Below are 18,060 nucleotides of genomic sequence, written 5' to 3'. Positions count from 1 at the left end.
GGCACAAATACAGATATTGTGAGATGCATACCAATTACGTATCAGAATTCGTGACGTACTGTCATTCCGACCGGCGGGGTCGAGTGGGGTTCGGACTCGGCGCTCAGACGACTCGTTTTTCCACTTCTGGGTCGATACCCGCCTCGACGAGGTCCTGTCGGACGCGCTCGCGCAACGGGTCTGGGACCGTGTCGCGACTGACGGGGACCGCGACCTCGCCGTCGCCTTTCACCTTCCAGTAGAGGACGCAGTCCGACGGTTCGTAGTACTCGATGCTGTAGGCGTCGTCCGCCCCGCGGTAGTGGACCCGCGCGGCGAACCCCTCGGTGCGCCACCCTTCGAGTTCCGAGAGCGCCGCGACGTGTGCTGTCATAGTGGGGTCAACGGTCGCCGGCCCTTCGGGTGTTTCGCATCTACTCGACTTCGACACGGTCTCCCGCGTCGATGCCGGTCTCGTTCGTGTACCCGTACGGGAGTTCGAGAACGTACTTCCCGGTTCCGCGGTAGCGGGTGAGGTCGGACTCGCTCGTTCCCTCGGGGTCGAGTTCGGCGTGGTGGATGCGCGTGATGGTGCCGTTTTCGGCGACGAAGACGATGTCCAGCGGGAAGTCCATGTCGCGCATCACGTAGGCGTAGGTGCCAGACGAGTCGTGGACGAACCACATCCCTTCGTTTTCGGCGAGCGACTCGGTGTCGCTCAGGCCGGTAAAGCGCTTGGCGCGGGTGTCGGCGACGCGGGCGTCCACGGTCGCCAGCGTCTCGCCGGTCTCGTCGTCAACGACGGTGAGCGTGGTCCGTTCGTAGTCGTCGGTCGAGCCGGGGACGACCGCGGGGTTGGAGAGGTACGCGACGCTCGCGACCGCGACGACGACGGCGACGACGAGCAGCGCGGTTCGCGCGCGGGAGGTCATTGCCAGACGTGACGGTCGCCGCGGGTCTAAGGGTTCCGGGGGACCGGTCGAAACGAAAACCGTTATGAGCGCGAACCGGTTCGATTGAGATGCAGGGCTCGTGGTCTAGTTGGTTATGACGCGGCCTTTACAAGGCTGAGGTCGGTGGTTCGAATCCGCCCGAGCCCATCAAATTTCGTGACGAACCGAACGGTGAGTCACAAATCTGTTCCGTGAGGGCGGGAGAACCTTGCGGCAACCGAGCGTAGCGAGGTTGACGGAGTGGTTCGAATCCGCCCGAGCCCATCAAATTTCGTGACGAACCGAACGGTGAGTCACAAATCTGTTCCGTGAGGGCGGGAGAACCTTGCGGCAACCGAGCGTAGCGAGGTTGACGGAGTGGTTCGAATCCGCCCGAGCCCACTTCTGACGACACGCCACGACGAGCGTAGCGAACGGCAGAGCCGTGAGCATAGCGAGGAGTCTGTGTCGTCTGAGCCGACTCACACACTCCGTTGCATCACCAAAAGCGACATCGGGACGTTGGCGGCGACAAGACCGTACGCGCCGCCGAGGAGCGGTTCGACACCCAGCGACGGGGCGAGGAGGTAGCCGCCGACGAACCCGAGCGGGTCGAAGACCAACGCGAGGATGATGAGCTGTACTGCGAACGGTTTGGAGGTGAACCAGCGGGGGAGCATCTGTGACACAGTCGTCTCGGAAGTGTTGCCCCACAGACCATTTAGTTCTGTGTGGTCGCGCTCAGAGCCACGAGGACGCGAACCCTTTTAGCCCGACACGAACCCACCACCGAGTAGTGAACACAGTCGCACGACTCCGTGAGACCCCTTGGCGGGCGGCCGTCGCGCTCGGCTACGCGCTCGTCGTCCTCGTGGCGTCGATCGTTCCGACGCCGCCGGGGAGCCTCACACCGATGGGTCCGCTCGGACTCGTCGGACTCGATAAGTGGGTCCACGCGGCCGGGTACGCCGGTCTCGGGTTCGCCTTCGCGTCCGCGGTGCGCGCCAGGGGACGCAAAGAGGTCGTTGGAGCCGTCGTCGTCGCCGCCGCGTTCGGGGCGGGTATCGAACTCGTGCAGGCGGTGCTGCCGTACCGGTCGTTCGGCGTCGCCGATGCGGGGGCGAACCTCCTCGGTGCGGTCGTGGGCGGGGCGCTCTGGGTCGCGGTCGCGTGGGTCGCGGAACCCCGGAGGTAGGGTTATCTCACCCCCTCACGAAGGGCGAACGAACGGTGAACGCAATGGGCACGAGACGACTCATCCGGGCACTCGGTCTCGCGGGAATCGGCGTCGTCGGGACGTACCTCCTCGCGGTTCGACCGTGGCACAGGCGCTGGGGGACCACCGACGACGAGGCGACGGGCTGGCTCCCCGGCGATGATTTCGTCGGCGACGCGGACGTCACCTCGACGCGGGCGATTACGATTGCGGCCCCCGCGCGGGCGGTCTGGCCGTGGCTCGTCCAGTTAGGGCAGGACCGCGGCGGCTTCTACAGCTACGAGCGATTGGAGAACCTGTTCGGCCTGCAGATTCACGACGCGGACCAAATCCTCCCGCAACACCAGCGGCTCGACGTGGGCGACGAGATACGACTCGGCCCGCCGGGCTCGGGCGCGCCGTCGTTCCGCGTCGCCTTGGTCGAACCCGAGCGGACGCTCGTGTTGAGTGCGCCGGGCTGGGAGACCGGCGAGAGCCCGGCGGTGTGGACGTTCGCGTTGCACGAGGTGGCACCCGGCGCGACGCGGTTGATCATCAGATACCGCGGCCGGTCGGAGACGCTCCGCGGGCGCGCGATGAACCGCTTGGTCGTCGAGCCGGTCCAGTTCGCCATGGAACGAAAGATGCTCAAGGGGATTCGGTCGCGGGCGGAGCGGGCGCGGGCGAGCGCGACGGGCGGTCGGCACCGCTGACCCAGCGCCGACGGGCGATTCGAAAGTCTTTTTGATGCGGTCCGGCTTCGGAAGAGTGCGAGCCGCCTTAGCTCAGACTGGGAGAGCACTCGACTGAAGATCGAGCTGTCCCCGGTTCAAATCCGGGAGGCGGCATTTTCCTGCGAACTACCGAAGGAGCGTCGCGACTGAGTCGTGAGCAGTGAAAATGCGACCCGACCGGATTCTGAATCAGCGAGCAAATCGAAGATTTGCGAGCGAGGTTCAAATCCGGGAGGCGGCAGTCGAGTCCTCGACGACCAATCGGAACAACGCCCGAGTTCGGCGGCTCAGACCCGTAGACTCGAACACACAGCAGCACAGGGACCTGCGGCGTTCTTCAGAAGACTTATCCGCGTGAGGTCGCTGGATTCAAAGGCAATGGCGAAAGGTAAGGTCGACTTCTTCAACGACACTGGCGGCTACGGTTTCATCTCTACTGACGACGCGGACGACGACGTGTTCTTCCACATGGAAGATGTTGGCGGTCCGGACCTCGAAGAGGGTCAGGAAATCGAATTCGACATCGAGCAGGCCCCCAAGGGCCCGCGCGCGACGAACGTCACCCGCCTCTAAGCAGGCTTCCGTTCACCGCAGTACATTCACAAACTGACGAACTTTCCTCCGTTTTTCACGACCGCGAGCGACGGCGTTTCGGCGACCGGGTGAGTGAGTCACAGACATGCGGAAGGGTTATCCGTCCGCAGGGTCGTTGTACAGTCGCAATGGCGAAAGGTAAGGTCGACTTCTTCAACGACACTGGCGGCTACGGTTTCATCTCTACTGACGACGCGGACGACGACGTGTTCTTCCACATGGAAGATGTTGGCGGTCCGGACCTCGAAGAGGGTCAGGAAATCGAATTCGACATCGAGCAGGCCCCCAAGGGCCCGCGCGCGACGAACGTCACCCGCCTCTAAGCAGGCTTCCGTTCACCGCAGTACATTCACAAACTGACGAACTTTCCTCCGTTTTTCACGACCGCGAGCGACGGCGTTTCGGCGACCGGGTGAGTGAGTCACAGACATGCGGAAGGGTTATCCGTCCGCAGGGTCGTTGTACAGTCGCAATGGCGAAAGGTAAGGTCGACTTCTTCAACGACACTGGCGGCTACGGTTTCATCTCTACTGACGACGCGGACGACGACGTGTTCTTCCACATGGAAGATGTTGGCGGTCCGGACCTCGAAGAGGGTCAGGAAGTGGAGTTCGACATCGAACAGGCCCCCAAGGGCCCGCGCGCGACGAACGTCACGCGCCTGTAATTCGGTTTCCGAATTCAGTAACAGACGAATCGATTTCTGAGAGTTTTTTTACGCACCCCTGAGCCGTGAGGCTGTGCTGTAGGACCCCCGCCGCGAGTAGACGCAGTCCCGACCGGGCGTCACGAACCTGTCGAACCCAGAAGGCTCTTATCCTCTCGTAGTTGTGCATCAAACGAACAACAATGTCCGACGACGGGGAGCTGGAACCTCCCGCGGGAATAGACGACTCCCACATCGGCGCGGGCGTCTTCGACGAGACGATGGGCCCTGGCTCGTCGTTTGCGCACCTATACCGGGGTGAGATACACCGGATGAAGTCGTGGCGCGAGCGACTCGACCGGACCAGCAACTGGGCGATTACGCTGATGGCCGGGATTCTGACGTGGTCGTTTTCCGCACAAACGCACCCGCACTACATCATCCTCCTCGGGGTAGTGACGCTGAGCATCTTCCTCTGTATCGAGGCGCGGCGCTTCCGCGCGTACGACATCTGGCGCTCTCGGGTCCGAATGATTCAGCAGAACGTCTGGGCGTACGCGCTCGACCCGGACGGCGGCGTCCTCGACGAGAGCTGGCGGGAGAAACTCGGCGAGGACTACCGCACGCCGAACATGAAGATACCCTTCGAGGAGGCGCTGGCTCACCGACTCCGCCGGGTGTACCTGCCGCTGTTCCTCGTGATGCTCGTCGCGTGGGTCATCCAGCTCACGGCGTACACGGACGGGACGACGCTCGTCGGGAGCGCCGGCGTCGGCGGCGTCCCCGGAAACATCGTCGTCGCCCTCGTCGCCGGGTTCTACGCGACCCTGCTCGGCATCTCGTTCCGCCCGCGCGAGTGGCACGTCAACGGCGAACTCATCCCGAGCGACGTCACGGGATGGGAGCAGTCGGAGTACGGCGACTCGTAGCGTCGCAATTCGAAATGGTTTTTTCGCTCCTGCGCGTCTGTCGAATCGCGCCGCCTTAGCTCAGACTGGGAGAGCACTCGACTGAAGATCGAGCTGTCCCCGGTTCAAATCCGGGAGGCGGCATATTCTGAGATTCTGAGCGGAGCGAAGAATCGAAGAAACGACGCCGGACTGATTTGAACCAGCGAGCAAATCGAAGATTTGCGAGTGAGGTCCAAATCCGGGAGGCGACCCTTCTCAGACTGAGTTCAAATCCGGGAGAAAAACGAAACCGACACCCCGCTTAGGCCCGCGCCTCGTCGAGCCACGCGGGTTCGTCGACGGTCGTCGAACCGACGCCCGTAAGCGAGTACTCCCACGACCCGCGGACCTCGGTGCCGTCGTCCATCCGCCCCGAGAACGCCCACGATTCGTGACGCGAGAGGCCGTCTTCGTCGACGAGGACGGCGTACTCGAAGTTCGTAACCTCCAGGTTCCCGGGCTCGCCCTGCGCCGCGGCCGACCCGGCGAGAATCAGCGCCTCGCTCGCGGACGAAAGTTCGTAGCGCTCGACGGACACGCCGTCGAACGTCTCGGTGCCGGCGAACGTCAGGTCGTCGTCAGCGCCGTACGCGCGGGCCTGCGAGAGCGCGATGGCGGTGGCGAGAACCTCCATCGACCCCTCGTAAGAGGTGTACGTGGCCTCGTCGCCGTCGCCAATCCGGACGTACGTCACGCCGTCGGCGACGTACTGCTCGACGCCTCCCGCGTCGGGTTGGCCGTCGGTCGCCGAGGTCGTTCGACTGTACGACCGCTCGGCTTCGAGGTCGGCGTAGAACTCGCGGGTGACTTCGGTCTCGACGCCGTTCGCGTCGACGCCGGTGTACGACCAACTGACGGAGAAGCTCCCGGCGTCGCGGAGGAGACGCTCGGGGTCGCTCAGTTCGAAGTCGTCGGTTCCGCTCGCGTCGGAATCCGCGCTGTCGCCGCCTCCATCGGGCTCGTCGATGTCGTCGGTTGGGGCGGCCGGCGCGACGTCCGCGCCGCCGGTACAGCCGGCGAGGAGCACGAGAACCGCGACAATCAGGACGGGGATACGGTTGGAATACACGACAACCATACGACGAGTAGAATCTTAAGTAGGTACCGCAAATCGCGTCGGTTCGGCGCGGCCGGCGGGGAAACTCACGAGTGAAGAGGTGAGCGGAGCGTTCAGACCGTCACCGACGCCGACTTCGCCACGTCGCGGTGCGAGACGCGGACCTCGACGCCCGACGGGGTGACGGAGACGGTCACGTCGTCGACGGTGCGTTCGTACTCGGCGGTGTGGCTGCCGGACCGGGAAACGCGCAGGCGCTTCGAGAGGAGGCCGGCGTCCACGAGCGGGTCGAGTTTTCGGTACGTCGTCGAGAGCGGGAGGTCGCACGCCTCCGAGAGTTCGCTCGCGGACCGGGCGACGCCGTCTGTCGCGTCGAGAATGCATCGGCAGTCGTCGTCTTCGAGAAGCGAAAAGAGCGCGTCGACCGCGGCGTGGTCGTCGACGACGCGGGGTTCGGACGAGGCGGTCGGGGAGCGGACGGCGAAGGGAAACGAGGCCTGACTCATACTTCTGTAGACTCGACGGACGGGGACCAACGGATAACCACGATAGCGTGGGACGTTTATATACTCGGGCGGACGCGGGCGCGGCCGTCTCGACTGCTACCCCTCTTCGAGGACGTCGCCGAGCAGCTTCGTCAGGGCGGCCGCGAGATGTTCCGAAAAGGTCGACTGGTTGATTTCGAGTTCGGCCGCGACCTCGGTCGCGTTGGCTCCGCGCGGGCGCTCGAAGTAGCCCATGTCGTAGGCCGTCTGGAGGACTTCGAGCTGACGGGCGGTGAGCTTCCCGCGGTCGACGAAGACGCTGTCGCCGGGGGCGTCGCCGGTGGGCGAGCGCACGAGGCGCTTGATGTCGAGTCCGGGAAAGCGGTCGCGAAGCTCGCCGATGACGGCCTGCAGCTGTTCGTAGTCGGCGGCGTGGAAGACGAGCGTCAGACTGCCGCGCTGGGCGAAGTAGCGGTCGACCGGACAGCCGAACTCGCCGAGGCACTCGCACGGGCAGCCGGCGCTCCCGTCGTGGGTGTAGCGGTAGAGGTGCTTCGAGCCGTAGGAGAAGATGGGGTCGAGCGCGGACGCCTCCGGCGGGTCGTCGGCCTCGACGACGAACTCGGAGACGCTGACGTCGCCCGGCGTGGAGACGACGCTGGTCGAGACGGAGTCGACGACGGAGTCCGTCGAGTGAGCGACCGAGGCGACGGGGCAGACCGACGGCGAGTCGAATTCGACCGTGGCGCGGATACCGGCGGGCATGTGTTACGCGCGGGCGCGCCGGTGTTCGCCGCGGGACGCGACGACCGCGGACATTACTTGTCGGACTCCGCGGCGTCCAGTTCGACGGCCCGGCCGCCGAGCGTCTCGGGGTCGAGTTCGAACAGCTGGATGTCGAGGTCGCGCTTCGTCTCGCCCCAGATTTCGAACAGCGGGCGCTTGGCCTTGCCGTACTGGACGATGCGTTCGACGGTCAGCTCGTCGGGGTCGACGCGTTCGAGCGTCCCCTCGGCGATGATGCTCCGGTAGCTCCCGTCGTTCGACTCGTGGACGACGAGTCGGGCCCGCGGGGACGACGTGAGGAACTGCCGCTTTTCGCTTTCGGGCGTGGAGACGAGACGGAGATAGAAGCGACCGCTCTCGCCGTCGTAGCCGTAGGAGATTGGAATCGCGTATGGTTCGTCCGCCTTCGCGAGCGAGAGGACGCCCGTCTCGTGACGGGACAGGACCTCGCGTATCTCGTCGGGCGAGAGTTCGGTCTGTTGGTCCAGAGACATCGGTTCGTACCACCAGACTCGCGGCCGACGTAATTACTGTTACTTCTCGGCGGTGTCCGAGAGACCCCAATCGGGCGATATCGGCGGGGTCGGTCGCAGGCGCGAGTCGCTCAGGCGGTCGAAAATCAGGTGGTCGAGAAGGCGTCGGTCGTGAGCGCGGCGCTACAGATGACACAGCCGTTTTCGAGGAGGGCGTCGCGCATGGAGTCGTTGACCAGCATGGACTCCGCACACTCCGGGCAGACGAATGTGTAGTCCGCGCTGTCGCTCATGTGGTTCGTAGTACGCGTGGCACACGTATATGTAGCCTACTGTTTTTCGAACGCCGAGGGCGCGGTGGAGCGAACGCCCCAACCGGGCACGGAGAAGAATGGAACCTCACGCGGAACACGGAGCGAACGCCTCGGTCGAGGTCGGACTCCCGCAGATGGGACAGCCGCGTTCGAGGACCGCCGCGCGCATCCCGTCGTTGACGGCGAACCCCTCGCCGCACTGCGGGCACGTGAACTCGTAGTCGTCCGTCGGCGACGTGGCGCTCATCAGTCCACCTCCGGCGGTGCGAGCGTCGCCGTCATCGCGACCGCCCCTCTTCGCCGTCTTCGCCGCCGTCCGTGGCGACCTGCCGGAACGCGAGCGACACGCCGGCGTCGTCGAACGAAAACGAGAGCGTGTCGAAGGTGGTCGCGAACTCCCGCGGGTGGTGCGTCGCGGTCTGAATCCGCAGTCGCTCGTCGAGGAGCGACGCCTCGGTGAGCAGGTCGAGCTTCCGGTAGACCGTCGACAGCGGCACGTCGCAGAGTTCGGCGCACTCCTGCGCGGTCCGCGGGGCCCCGTCGCAGGCGGCGAGGATTCGCCGGCTGTCGCCGTCGCTGAGCGCAGAGAGGACGGCCGACGGCTCCGCGGCGACCTGCTGGGGTCGGGTCAGGTCGAGCGTCGATGCACCACGTGCGGCGAAAGCGGAAGAGGAGTTCATACTTCGATAGACGACGGACAACGGGAGGTATCTCCGCCCGCGCTATCCGGGGTGGTTTAAGTACTCGACCCGTCTCCGGCTTCGAGTTGGGCCAGTCTGCGGCGCACCGCGGGGTTCGAACTCGGCGCGAGGATGAAGTGGCCCGCACCCATCGTGAGACTCCGCAGGTACCAGTAGACCGCGCGCTCGACCGGGCGGAACCGGCCGTCGGTCAGCGCGACCGCGCCGCGCCACGCGTTCCGCCGTCCCTCGCGGAGCGTGAAAAACGACAGCGCCTCGTCGAACCGACCCAGCGACTCGTCGATGTCGGCGACGCCGTCGGCGTACCGCTCGGCGATGAGGTCCTGTTCCTCGTCGACGAGGCGGCGGAGGACCCGATTTATCCGGCGGTGGTCGTCGTACTTCGCGGGTCGGTCGGGGTCGATGCCGACCTCGTGGAGCGCCAGCGCGAGGTCGTAGTTCACGTGCGCGTTGACGCCGAGCAACACGTCCTGCACCACGAGCGACTCCCCGGCGAGCGCCGTCTCGAAGGAGAGTTGCCACGGGTCGGGCACGTCGTCGTGGTCGCCGCGCTCGAAGGCGCGGAACGCCCGGCGGTAGTGGTCCGCGAAGGTGACGAGGTAGTCGGCGACCCACTCGGGGTCGGTGAACTCGCCGCCGCCGAGTCCGCGGTCGACCTCGGCGGTCACGCGGACGTAGATGGTCAGGAAGGCGGCGCGGCGGTCGCCACGCTCGTACAGGAGCGATTCGAGCGCCGACAGCCGCTCGTGGGCGTCGGCCACGTCCCGGAACGGCGCGTCGACGAGTTCGAGAACCTCCTCGGTCGCGTCGCGAGCGACGCCGGCGAGCGACGGGTTCGGCGTCCGCACCGCGGCCGCGAGCTTTCGTCCCTCCTCGAACGTCGTCCGTCGCATGGGTTGGCCGTCCAGACGGTCCCGCCTTCGATAACGATACCGGCGCGCACGCGCTCGCGACCGAGAATCCGCGGGTGGGACGCTCACGCCCGGCGCTGGAGACCGGACCGCGAGTCGATGCGAAGCTCCCACCCGAGGATGTCCTGCATCGGCTCCGTCTCCGAAAAGAGGGTCGGATACCAGGCGTTGTCTTCGAGCACGTCGTGGACGCGGTCCCAATCGCCGTCGTCGACCCGGCGGAGTTCGCCGTCGACGACGACACTCTCCCATTCGTCCCGCGAGGGAGCGTTCCAGACGGCGAAGCTCGCGCGGGCGGTCCGCTCGGCGAACTCGGTCTTCTTCGAGGACTCGCCGGGACGGAGGAAGACGAAGTAGAGTCGTCCCCGGTCGGCGTCGTAGCCGAACGAGAGGGGAATCCCGTAGGCGACGCCGTCGTCGGCGAGCGAGAGAACGCCGACGCCCTCCTCGCGGAGCAGGCGGTCTATCTCCTCCGACGGCATCTCGATTCGGTTGTGTTCGGCGAAGTCAGGGGCCATGGGAAATATACGCACGGAGATGGCATAAGCCTGCCAGCGACCCGGAGACCGGCGACCAGCGACCGACGGGCGGCCTCGGCGCGCGACGCGGGGCTTATCCCCGGCGGCGACGAACCGCGGGACGACACCCGGATGACGGTGAACACACTCCACCGGCCGACGCACCGCGACGCCCTCGTCCACCTCGAAGCCGCCTTCGAACGCGGCGACATGGTGACCGTGTTCGGCCGGTGCACGGTCGACTACGACGGCCGCGCGACGAGCGAACTCGGCCCCGGCGACCGGCTCGTCGTCCTGAAGCCGGACGGCTCGATTCTGGTCCACACCGACGAGAAGCGGACGCCCGTCAACTGGCAGCCGCCGGGGTGTACCCACTCCGCGAGCGTCCGCGACGGCCGGCTTCGAGTCCGGAGCACGCGCACGAGCCCCGACGAGCGACTCGACGTGCACTTCGAGCGCGTCGAGCAGTGTTCGGCCTACGCCGTGAACGACCGCAGCGACCTCGAACTGGTCGGCAGCGAGGAGGACCTGCGGCAGCACATCCTCTCGGACCCCGACATCCTCGAACCGGGCTTCGAGCCGCTCGAGACCGAGCGGCAGAGCGACGCGGGCGCAATCGACATCTTCGGCGAGGACGCCGACGGCGTCCCGGTCGTCGTGGAGTTGAAGCGCCGGCGCGTCGGCCCCTCGGCGGCGAGTCAGCTCCGACGGTACGTGGACGCGCTCCACCGCGAGTTCGGCGACGACGAGCCGGTTCGCGGCGTCCTCGTCGCTCCCTCGGTGACCGAGCGAGCGGCGGACATGCTCGACCGCGAGGGACTGGAGTTCGTCGCGCTCGACCCCGAGACGGGCGCACCGCCGGTCGAGGAGGACGACGGAGAAGCCGAAGCGGGCGAAGAAGCAAACGACGGCGACGGCGGCGACGACGACGCCTAATCAATCCAGACCGGCGGCGGCGACGAAGTTCTCGACGGTCCGAGCGGCCGTCACGTCGTCGAAGTCGCGGTCGGCGTCGCCGTCGGGCCAGCCGAAGTCGTCGGCGATGCGGTCGAGGAGGTCGGCCGTGAACTCGGGGTGGTACTGGACCGTCCAGACGGGCGCGTCCTCGTGGCGCGTCGCGAGGTGGTCGTAGTAGTCCGCGGCGGCGACGGTCTCCATGCGGTCGCCGGGGGCGACGACGTAGTCGCCGTGGACCATCGGGATGCGCCCGGAGACGCCATCGAACAGGGGGTCGTCGCCGAGGTCGACGTCGGCGATGCCGCGGCGCTGGTCGCCGGCTTCGACGGTGCCACCGAGCGCGTCGTTGACGAGCTGGTGGCCGAAACAGACGCCGAGCGTGGGCAGTTCGCGGGCGACGAGGTCGCGAGCGAGCAGGCGCGCGTCGGCGAGCCACGGGCGCTCGTCGGCCTCGTAGACGCCCGCGGTGCTCCCGGTGAGCACGACGGCGTCGACGTTCGAGAGCGTCGGGAGGCCGTCGTCGGGGAGCGAGTGAACGGTCCCCTCGCGGCCGTCGAGGGCGAGGTCGGCGAGCGCGTCGGTGAAGTACGCGGGGCCGTCCGCAGGCATGCAGTCGCAGACGAGCAACATGGTCCGAACCGTAGCGACGGCGGCGCATAAGCGTGTCTCCCGGTCGCGGGGTCGACTCGTCCGCCGCCGGGGACCGGCGGGACTCGATACGGTTCGGTGGCCCATCGCGGCGAACCGACGTGCGAGCCCCTGACACGACCGCGGCGGGCGAATGAAGCTTCGAAGCGTTTTTAGCCCGCCTGACCCTTCGGTTTCACAAGTAACCATGTCAGACAAACCCGCCTCTATGTACCGGGAGATTACGAACCCGGCGTACACCCGACGCGAGTACATCACGGGTATCCCCGGTTCGAAGATCGCACAGCACAACATGGGCGACCTGAAAGCTGACCCCGAGGACTACCCCGTCCAGATCAGCCTGAAGGTCGAAGAGGAAGTGCAGATTCGCCACGGTTCGCTCGAATCCGCGCGTCTGTCTGCCAACCGTCTCATGCTCAAGCACGCGGGCGAAAAGCAGTACAAGATGATTCTGCGCAAGTTCCCGCACCACGTCATCCGCGAGAACAAGCAGGCGACCGGCGCGGGTGCGGACCGTGTCTCCGACGGGATGCGCCAGTCGTTCGGGAAGGTCGTCGGGACCGCCGCTCGCATCCCCAAGGGCGAGACCGTGTTCACCATCTACTGCGACGTCGAGGACGCGGAGACGGCGAAGGACGCCTTCCGCCGCGCGTACAACAAGATGTCGCCGCCGTGCCGCATCGTCGTCGAGCGCGGCGAAGAGCTGCTCGTCGCGTAAGTTCGCGACCTCGCGCCGGCGCGTGGTCGGAACGCGCCTCGCCTCGAACCCATCATTTTTCCCCCGGGACCTCACCTCGTAGCGTATGCTTCGGTTGGCGGTCACCACCTCCAGCGAGACGTTCGAGCGAATGCGCGGCCCGCTCGGCGACCGCGGCATCGACGTGGGACACCTCCCCGCCGAGGGGTTCGCGCTCGACCTCTCGACGCCGCCGGCCGAGTCGTTCGACGCCGGCTTCGTCTACCCCTCGCGTCCGATGGAAGGCGGCGTCGTCACCGCCAGACACGACATCCCGTGGGTGAACACGCGCGAAGACGTGCTCACCTCGCGGAACAAGGCGGGCGTCATCGCGACGCTCGAACGCGCCGGGCTGCCGGTTCCGCGGAGCGTCTACGTCTCCAACCCGGCCGACGAGTCCGACCTGCTCGACGCCGTCGAGTCGGCGGGTCTCGACTATCCGGTCGTCGTCAAGCCGAACTCCACGACGCGGGGCGTCGGCATCGCCAAGGCCCACGACCCGGACTCGCTTTCGGGGCACGCGGACGTGCTGAGCCTCGTCCACGACTTCCGCGCGACCGGCGACAAGTCGTTCCTGATTCAGGAGTGGCTGCCGGACGCCCGCGACTACCGCGCGATGGTGCTCGACGGCGAGGTCGTCGGCGCGGTGGAGCGCCGACTGACGGAGGGCGCGCGCGACGGCGGGCGCTGGAAGCACAACGTCCACCGGGGCGCGGAGGCGGTCGGGACGGACCTCCCGAAGCGACACCGCGACCTCGCCGAAGCGGTCGCCGACGAGTTGGGCATCCGCTATCTCGGGGTTGACCTGCTGGAATCCGACGGGCGGGTCGTCGTCTCGGAGACGAACGCCCGGCCGACCATCGACGACGACGCGAAGTACGACGCCGGCTTTTTCGACCGACTGGCGGCGCTCGTCGAGCGGGTCGCAAAGAAGTCCTGAGCGGGCCGCGCGAAGTCGAGTCGCTACTCGACGTCGATTGCGGCGGAGTCCTCGGCGCGGTCGAACGTGACCTGCAGGACGCCGTTGTTGAAGGTGGCCGATGCGGAGTGCTCGTCGACGCGGGCCGGGAGGCGGATGCGTTCGTCGTACTCGCGGCGGTCACCGGCGGCGCTGATAGTCAGCGTCTCACCGTCGCACTTGAGGTCGATAGCGTCTTTGTCGACGCCCGGGAGGTCCGCGACGAGTCGGAGTGTAGAGCCCTCATCGTACACGTCGATGTGGGTCTCGGAGGCGAATCCGGCGTCGCCTCCGGTCATGTCGTTCATCATCCGTTCGATTTCGTCGAAGATGTTGTCGAACGGGTCGTCGCGGTCGTCTCTGACCATGGGGGCCGCTATGAAATCGGAGGATAAAACGTTTCTGCCTGTGACAGTCACCTGGCAGCGAACCGCCAGTATTCGGCCGCGAGCGACCGTCTACGGACGGACGGCGCGTCCCCGTGCGGGCGTGTCAATTCTCGTCCGTGTCTGATTGGTTGTGTTTGTTTCTGTGTCAATATTGATTGCTGATGAAAGGTAACGTTCGATTCAGTCGGATTTACCGAAACAGATATACTCTTGCGCCCGGCATATCAATACGGATACTACTCGAACATGAGTGAAAAATCCTACCTCAGCGCGGGCGAGAACGTGGATGAATCGGACGTGGTGCGGGTGGCACTCAACGGCTTCGGCCGCATCGGCCGAAACATCTTCCGTGCCGTCCTCGACAACCCGAAGGTCGAACTGGTCGCCATCAACGACGTCATGGACTTCGACGACATGGCGTACCTCGCGAAGTACGACTCCGTCATGGGCCGACTCGACGGCGTCGAGCGCGACGGCGATTCGCTGTCCATCGGCGGCACCTCGGTGAGCCTCTACAACGTCCAGTCCCCCGCGGAGCTTCCGTGGGGCGAACTCGACGTGGACGTGGCGCTCGAATGTACGGGCATCTTCCGCACGAAGGAAGACGCCTCCGCACACCTCGAAGCGGGCGCGGACAAGGTCGTCATCTCCGCGCCGCCGAAGGGCGACGAGCCGGTCAAGCAGATCGTCTACGGCGTCAACCACGACGAGTACGACGGCGAGGACATCGTCTCGAACGCCTCCTGTACGACCAACTCCGTCACGCCGGTCGCGAAGGTGCTCGACGAGGAGTTCGGCATCGAGAACGGTCTCCTGACGACCGTCCACGCCTACACGGGCAGCCAGAACCTCATCGACAGCCCCCACGCGAAGCAGCGCCGCGGGCGCGCCGCCGCCGAGAACATCGTCCCGACGACGACCGGCGCGGCGCAGGCGGCCACCGAGATTCTGCCCCAGCTCGACGGCAAGCTCGACGGCATGGCGATTCGCGTCCCCGTGCCGAACGGCTCGCTCACCGAGCTCGTCGTCCGCCTCGAAGACAAGCCCTCCGTCGAGGAGATCAACGACGCCTTCCGCGCCGCGGCCGACTCCGGCCCGCTCGCGGGCGTCCTCGGCTACACGGACGACGAAGTCACCTCGCGTGACATCCTCGGCCTGCCGTTCTCCAGCACCGTCGACCTCAACACGACGAACCAGGTCAACGACGGCGGCCTCTACAAGATTCTGACGTGGTACGACAACGAGTACGGCTTCTCCAACCGGATGCTCGACGTCGCCCACTTCGTCACCCACCAGTAGACGCCCCCACGAACCGCCCGCCCTTTCAGCGCGACTTACCCACCACTAAGTAATTCCTCTACGTCCTTCCACCCGATGTTCAAGACCCTCGATGACCTCGACCCGGAGCAGCGCGTACTCGTCCGACTCGACCTCAATTCGCCGGTCGAAGACGGCGAGGTCCAAGACAACCGACGGTTCGACCGCCACGCGGAGACCGTCCGCGAACTCGCCGAGGCCGGCCACCGCGTCGTCCTCATGGCCCATCAGGGCCGTCCCGGCGACGACGACTTCGTCTCGCTCGAACAGCACGCCGACATCCTCGCGAGCCACATCGGCCGCGACGTGGGATTCGTCGCCGACACCTACGGCGACGAGGCCATCGCCGCCATCGACGCGCTCGAAGCAGGCGAGGTGCTCCTCCTCGAAAACACGCGGATGTGCGACGAGGAGCTTCCCGAGGAGGACCCCGAGGTCAAGGCCGACACCGAGTTCGTCCGGACCCTCGCCGAGCACGTCGACGCCTACGTCAACGACGCCTACTCGGCGGCCCACCGCTCGCACGCCTCGCTGGTCGGCTTCCCGCTCGTGCTCCCCGCCTACGCGGGGCGCGTGATGCAGACGGAGTACGAGGCCAACTCATCTATCGCCACCCGCGAGTTCGACGGGCAGGTGACGATGGTCGTCGGCGGGACGAAGGCCACCGACGTCATCGACGTGATGAACAACCTCGGCGACAAGGTCGACCAGTTCCTCTTGGGCGGCATCGCCGGCGAACTGTTCCTCCGCGCCGCCGGCAACGACGTGGGCTTCGACCACGAGGGCATGGACTTCTTCGACGACCAGTGGGAGGCGAACCGCGAGACTATCGAGTCGCTCCTCGACGAGCGCGGCGACCAGATTAAGCTCGCCGTCGACCTCGCCTACGAGGACGAGACCGACGACCGCGGCGAAATCGCGGTCGCCAACATCACGGAGAAGGACCGCGCGTACCTCGACGTCGGCTCGATGACGGTCGACGAGTACGACCCCATCATCCGCGACTCCGAGGCCGTGTTCGTGAAGGGCGCACTCGGTCTGTTCGAAGACGAGCGCTTCGCGGTCGGCACGACCGGCGTCCTCCGCGCCATCGCCGAGACCGACTGCTTCTCCGTCGTCGGCGGCGGCGACACCTCCCGCGCCATCGAGATGTACGGCATGGACGAAGGCGACTTCGGCCACGTCTCCATCGCCGGCGGCGCGTACATCCGCGCGCTGACCGGCGCGCCGCTCGCCGGCGTCGAGGCGCTGCAGCAGGACTGAATCCGCGCAGCGTCACCCGTCTCTCTTCTCGGCGAACACGCCGGCCGCGCCATCGACGAGAATCGCGACGCCGCCCGCGAAGACCAACAACGTGAGGAGTCCGCCGACGGCGTTGTCGTCGGGAAAATTTCCCGAGGCGCGAACCGCCAGCGTCCACCCGGCGCTGAACGCCGCGTAGCCCGCCATCGCCGCGCCGATGACGACGTTCGTGCCGCCGCCGAGCGTCACGCTGAGCGCCGGCGACCCGACTTCCCCGGCGTCGTCGGCGGCGGTCTCGTCGGAGCCGTCCGTCTCGCTCGCGTCGCCGTCGGTGCCGTCTCGTTCTGACACGCCCCGAACGGGGACCGCGCGGGACATAAGTGTCACCCAACGTTGATAGCCGACGCCGCCGAACCGACGCGCATGAAACTCGGCGTCGTCTCCGACACGCATGACAACCTCGACTACGTCGAAGCCGCGGTCTCGCACTTCGAATCCGAGGGCGTGGACGCGGTCGTCCACTGCGGCGATATCGTCGCGCCCTTCTCGGCCGCGCCGTTCGACGCGGACTTCGACTTCCACGCCGTCCGCGGCAACAACGACGGCGAGTGGGCGCTCCGCGAGACGGTGGACTCGTTCGGCACCTACCACGACGACTTCGCGCACCTGACGCTCGACGGCCAAGAGATAGCGGTCTACCACGGCACCGAGGCCGGCCTGGTCGACGCGCTCGTCGAGTCCGAGACGTACGACTTCGTCCTGCGCGGCCACACCCACGAGCGGGTGGTCGAACACCGCGGGAAGACGACGCACATCAACCCCGGTGGCCTGCCGATTCCCGGCGCGGACGACGAGTTCCACGTCGCGGTCGTGGACCTCGACACCGGGAACGTGGCGTCGCGGTCGCTCTGAGGGAGCGAAGCGAGTGGGAGGCCCGTTTGGTTTTCCCAGTCAGCTGTTTGTCGTGTGAAACAGCTGCTCGGTAGTGCGTACGAACGTTCCGACTCTTATTCGACGATCTCGAATGGTGCGGCGAGTGCGATTCCCGTATCGTTATCGGAGAATCCCCAGTAGATGAATCGGTACGTTCCTGCCGTATGTATCGTACACCGTTGAAATGGCCCCCAGAAGTCGTTCGCACTGAGTTCCATCTCCCATCGGAGCTCGTCGCCAGGGGCCAGTATTTGTTCAGAGGATGACCACTCGTACTCGTCTCGCACACCGATTGTGTTTCGCCACGTCCCCTTATCGACCAAGCGCTGAATCATGTATCGTGGTTTCCCGAGTGTGGTGAGGGAGTCAGTAGACTCGTTTGTGAGCGTCGCGACGAATTGCTCACCTGGCGAGATAGATTGTGGCACTGTCAGAGACGCATATCGAAGGTAGTCCACTATCGGTCGATTGGTAAACACGTCCCCAACGTCTCGATAACCCGAAGGACAGACGTTCTGGTCACGTCGCGTAATAGTATTGAGGCACCCAGACAGGGCCGCCGTTCCGATTGCACCGGCGAGTGCGAGAAATCGGCGGCGGGGAAG

General features: G+C 66.1%; 27 protein-coding genes and 3 tRNA genes. 15 read left to right on the top strand and 15 right to left on the bottom strand.

What is annotated here, in order from left to right; genetic code table 11:
* Positions 1-103: 103 nt before the first annotated feature.
* Both C5C07_RS02750 and C5C07_RS02745 read right to left on the bottom strand, forming a co-directional pair.
* Complete coding sequence (locus C5C07_RS02750; RefSeq protein ID WP_115804500.1) at positions 104-373, bottom strand: hypothetical protein; 270 nt, start codon at positions 371-373, stop codon at positions 104-106.
* Positions 374-413: 40 nt separating this feature from the next.
* On the bottom strand, positions 414-911 hold the full coding sequence (locus C5C07_RS02745; protein ID WP_004973342.1) for a DUF192 domain-containing protein: 498 nt from the start codon (positions 909-911) through the stop codon (positions 414-416).
* A 94-nt stretch (positions 912-1,005) separates the two neighbouring features.
* Between C5C07_RS02745 and C5C07_RS02740 the strand changes: the two genes are divergently transcribed.
* Positions 1,006-1,079, top strand: a tRNA-Val gene (locus tag C5C07_RS02740).
* A 314-nt stretch (positions 1,080-1,393) separates the two neighbouring features.
* Here the strand turns inward: C5C07_RS02740 and C5C07_RS02735 are convergent.
* The gene (locus tag C5C07_RS02735; protein ID WP_004973344.1) at positions 1,394-1,591 is read right to left on the bottom strand and encodes a hypothetical protein; all 198 of its coding nucleotides are present in this window, start codon (positions 1,589-1,591) and stop codon (positions 1,394-1,396) included.
* A 116-nt stretch (positions 1,592-1,707) separates the two neighbouring features.
* On the opposite strand from C5C07_RS02735, the gene C5C07_RS02730 reads away from it, so the two are divergent.
* From C5C07_RS02730 to C5C07_RS02695, 8 genes are all read left to right on the top strand, one after another.
* Positions 1,708-2,106 (top strand): VanZ family protein, encoded by a 399-nt coding sequence (locus C5C07_RS02730; RefSeq protein WP_115804499.1) that lies wholly within the window; start codon positions 1,708-1,710, stop codon positions 2,104-2,106.
* A 44-nt stretch (positions 2,107-2,150) separates the two neighbouring features.
* The gene (locus tag C5C07_RS02725; protein ID WP_004973350.1) at positions 2,151-2,819 is read left to right on the top strand and encodes a hypothetical protein; all 669 of its coding nucleotides are present in this window, start codon (positions 2,151-2,153) and stop codon (positions 2,817-2,819) included.
* 61 nt (positions 2,820-2,880) lie between these two features.
* A tRNA-Phe gene (locus C5C07_RS02720) sits at positions 2,881-2,954 on the top strand.
* Between the two features lie 264 nt (positions 2,955-3,218).
* Entirely contained in the window at positions 3,219-3,413 is a 195-nt protein-coding gene (locus C5C07_RS02715) for a cold-shock protein (RefSeq protein ID WP_004057907.1), read from the top strand.
* A 149-nt stretch (positions 3,414-3,562) separates the two neighbouring features.
* Complete coding sequence (locus C5C07_RS02710; RefSeq protein WP_004057907.1) at positions 3,563-3,757, top strand: cold-shock protein; 195 nt, start codon at positions 3,563-3,565, stop codon at positions 3,755-3,757.
* Between the two features lie 149 nt (positions 3,758-3,906).
* Entirely contained in the window at positions 3,907-4,101 is a 195-nt protein-coding gene (locus C5C07_RS02705; RefSeq protein WP_004057909.1) for a cold-shock protein, read from the top strand.
* 182 nt (positions 4,102-4,283) lie between these two features.
* Positions 4,284-5,009, top strand: a complete 726-nt coding sequence (locus C5C07_RS02700; RefSeq protein ID WP_115804498.1) for a DUF2270 domain-containing protein — start codon at positions 4,284-4,286, stop codon at positions 5,007-5,009.
* A 49-nt stretch (positions 5,010-5,058) separates the two neighbouring features.
* Positions 5,059-5,132: transfer RNA gene (locus tag C5C07_RS02695), tRNA-Phe, on the top strand.
* A gap of 160 nt (positions 5,133-5,292) precedes the next feature.
* Here the strand turns inward: C5C07_RS02695 and C5C07_RS02690 are convergent.
* The 9 genes from C5C07_RS02690 to C5C07_RS02655 form a co-directional block, all read right to left on the bottom strand.
* The gene (locus C5C07_RS02690; protein ID WP_049905020.1) at positions 5,293-6,099 is read right to left on the bottom strand and encodes a hypothetical protein; all 807 of its coding nucleotides are present in this window, start codon (positions 6,097-6,099) and stop codon (positions 5,293-5,295) included.
* 101 nt (positions 6,100-6,200) lie between these two features.
* Complete coding sequence (locus C5C07_RS02685; protein WP_004973356.1) at positions 6,201-6,593, bottom strand: helix-turn-helix domain-containing protein; 393 nt, start codon at positions 6,591-6,593, stop codon at positions 6,201-6,203.
* A gap of 96 nt (positions 6,594-6,689) precedes the next feature.
* On the bottom strand, positions 6,690-7,337 hold the full coding sequence (locus tag C5C07_RS02680) for a helix-turn-helix domain-containing protein (protein ID WP_115804497.1): 648 nt from the start codon (positions 7,335-7,337) through the stop codon (positions 6,690-6,692).
* 53 nt (positions 7,338-7,390) lie between these two features.
* The gene (locus C5C07_RS02675; protein WP_004973359.1) at positions 7,391-7,852 is read right to left on the bottom strand and encodes a pyridoxamine 5'-phosphate oxidase family protein; all 462 of its coding nucleotides are present in this window, start codon (positions 7,850-7,852) and stop codon (positions 7,391-7,393) included.
* Between the two features lie 125 nt (positions 7,853-7,977).
* Positions 7,978-8,124, bottom strand: coding sequence for a hypothetical protein (locus C5C07_RS21545; protein WP_004973360.1), 147 nt, complete (start codon positions 8,122-8,124; stop codon positions 7,978-7,980).
* A 106-nt stretch (positions 8,125-8,230) separates the two neighbouring features.
* The gene (locus tag C5C07_RS02670) at positions 8,231-8,392 is read right to left on the bottom strand and encodes a zinc ribbon domain-containing protein (protein WP_004973363.1); all 162 of its coding nucleotides are present in this window, start codon (positions 8,390-8,392) and stop codon (positions 8,231-8,233) included.
* 31 nt (positions 8,393-8,423) lie between these two features.
* Positions 8,424-8,825: a helix-turn-helix domain-containing protein gene (locus C5C07_RS02665; RefSeq protein WP_004973364.1), complete on the bottom strand. Its 402-nt coding sequence runs from the start codon at positions 8,823-8,825 to the stop codon at positions 8,424-8,426.
* A gap of 56 nt (positions 8,826-8,881) precedes the next feature.
* Complete coding sequence (locus C5C07_RS02660) at positions 8,882-9,739, bottom strand: DUF5995 family protein (RefSeq protein ID WP_004973367.1); 858 nt, start codon at positions 9,737-9,739, stop codon at positions 8,882-8,884.
* Positions 9,740-9,822: 83 nt separating this feature from the next.
* Positions 9,823-10,275 (bottom strand): pyridoxamine 5'-phosphate oxidase family protein, encoded by a 453-nt coding sequence (locus C5C07_RS02655; protein ID WP_004973371.1) that lies wholly within the window; start codon positions 10,273-10,275, stop codon positions 9,823-9,825.
* Positions 10,276-10,407: 132 nt separating this feature from the next.
* Between C5C07_RS02655 and nucS the strand changes: the two genes are divergently transcribed.
* The gene (gene nucS / locus C5C07_RS02650; RefSeq protein WP_115804496.1) at positions 10,408-11,211 is read left to right on the top strand and encodes an endonuclease NucS; all 804 of its coding nucleotides are present in this window, start codon (positions 10,408-10,410) and stop codon (positions 11,209-11,211) included.
* On the opposite strand, the gene C5C07_RS02645 is transcribed toward nucS, so the two are convergent.
* On the bottom strand, positions 11,212-11,862 hold the full coding sequence (locus C5C07_RS02645; protein ID WP_004973377.1) for a type 1 glutamine amidotransferase: 651 nt from the start codon (positions 11,860-11,862) through the stop codon (positions 11,212-11,214).
* Between the two features lie 205 nt (positions 11,863-12,067).
* Between C5C07_RS02645 and C5C07_RS02640 the strand changes: the two genes are divergently transcribed.
* Both C5C07_RS02640 and C5C07_RS02635 read left to right on the top strand, forming a co-directional pair.
* The gene (locus C5C07_RS02640; RefSeq protein ID WP_050458603.1) at positions 12,068-12,598 is read left to right on the top strand and encodes a 50S ribosomal protein L16; all 531 of its coding nucleotides are present in this window, start codon (positions 12,068-12,070) and stop codon (positions 12,596-12,598) included.
* Positions 12,599-12,683: 85 nt separating this feature from the next.
* A complete protein-coding gene (locus C5C07_RS02635; protein WP_115804495.1) occupies positions 12,684-13,556 on the top strand; it encodes a RimK family alpha-L-glutamate ligase in 873 nt (290 codons plus the stop codon).
* A 23-nt stretch (positions 13,557-13,579) separates the two neighbouring features.
* Here C5C07_RS02635 and C5C07_RS02630 read toward each other — a convergent pair whose 3' ends face one another.
* Positions 13,580-13,942 carry an Hsp20/alpha crystallin family protein gene (locus C5C07_RS02630; protein ID WP_004970480.1) on the bottom strand — a complete coding sequence of 121 codons (363 nt, stop codon included), beginning with the start codon at positions 13,940-13,942 and terminating at the stop codon, positions 13,580-13,582.
* A gap of 267 nt (positions 13,943-14,209) precedes the next feature.
* Between C5C07_RS02630 and gap the strand changes: the two genes are divergently transcribed.
* Together gap and C5C07_RS02620 are read left to right on the top strand one after the other, a co-directional pair.
* Positions 14,210-15,262 carry a type I glyceraldehyde-3-phosphate dehydrogenase gene (gene gap, locus C5C07_RS02625; protein ID WP_004044440.1) on the top strand — a complete coding sequence of 351 codons (1,053 nt, stop codon included), beginning with the start codon at positions 14,210-14,212 and terminating at the stop codon, positions 15,260-15,262.
* Between the two features lie 75 nt (positions 15,263-15,337).
* Positions 15,338-16,543: a phosphoglycerate kinase gene (locus C5C07_RS02620; protein WP_115804494.1), complete on the top strand. Its 1,206-nt coding sequence runs from the start codon at positions 15,338-15,340 to the stop codon at positions 16,541-16,543.
* 12 nt (positions 16,544-16,555) lie between these two features.
* Here the strand turns inward: C5C07_RS02620 and C5C07_RS02615 are convergent, their stop codons facing one another.
* Complete coding sequence (locus tag C5C07_RS02615; RefSeq protein WP_231608292.1) at positions 16,556-16,873, bottom strand: hypothetical protein; 318 nt, start codon at positions 16,871-16,873, stop codon at positions 16,556-16,558.
* 72 nt (positions 16,874-16,945) lie between these two features.
* Here C5C07_RS02615 and C5C07_RS02610 point away from each other — a divergent pair, with 72 nt between their 5' ends.
* Positions 16,946-17,434: a metallophosphoesterase gene (locus tag C5C07_RS02610; RefSeq protein ID WP_115804493.1), complete on the top strand. Its 489-nt coding sequence runs from the start codon at positions 16,946-16,948 to the stop codon at positions 17,432-17,434.
* Positions 17,435-18,060: the final 626 nt, after the last annotated feature.

This window comes from Haloferax sp. Atlit-4N (assembly GCF_003383025.1).
Classification (GTDB): domain Archaea; phylum Halobacteriota; class Halobacteria; order Halobacteriales; family Haloferacaceae; genus Haloferax; species Haloferax gibbonsii.
This window is presented reverse-complemented; position numbering and strand designations above follow the sequence as displayed.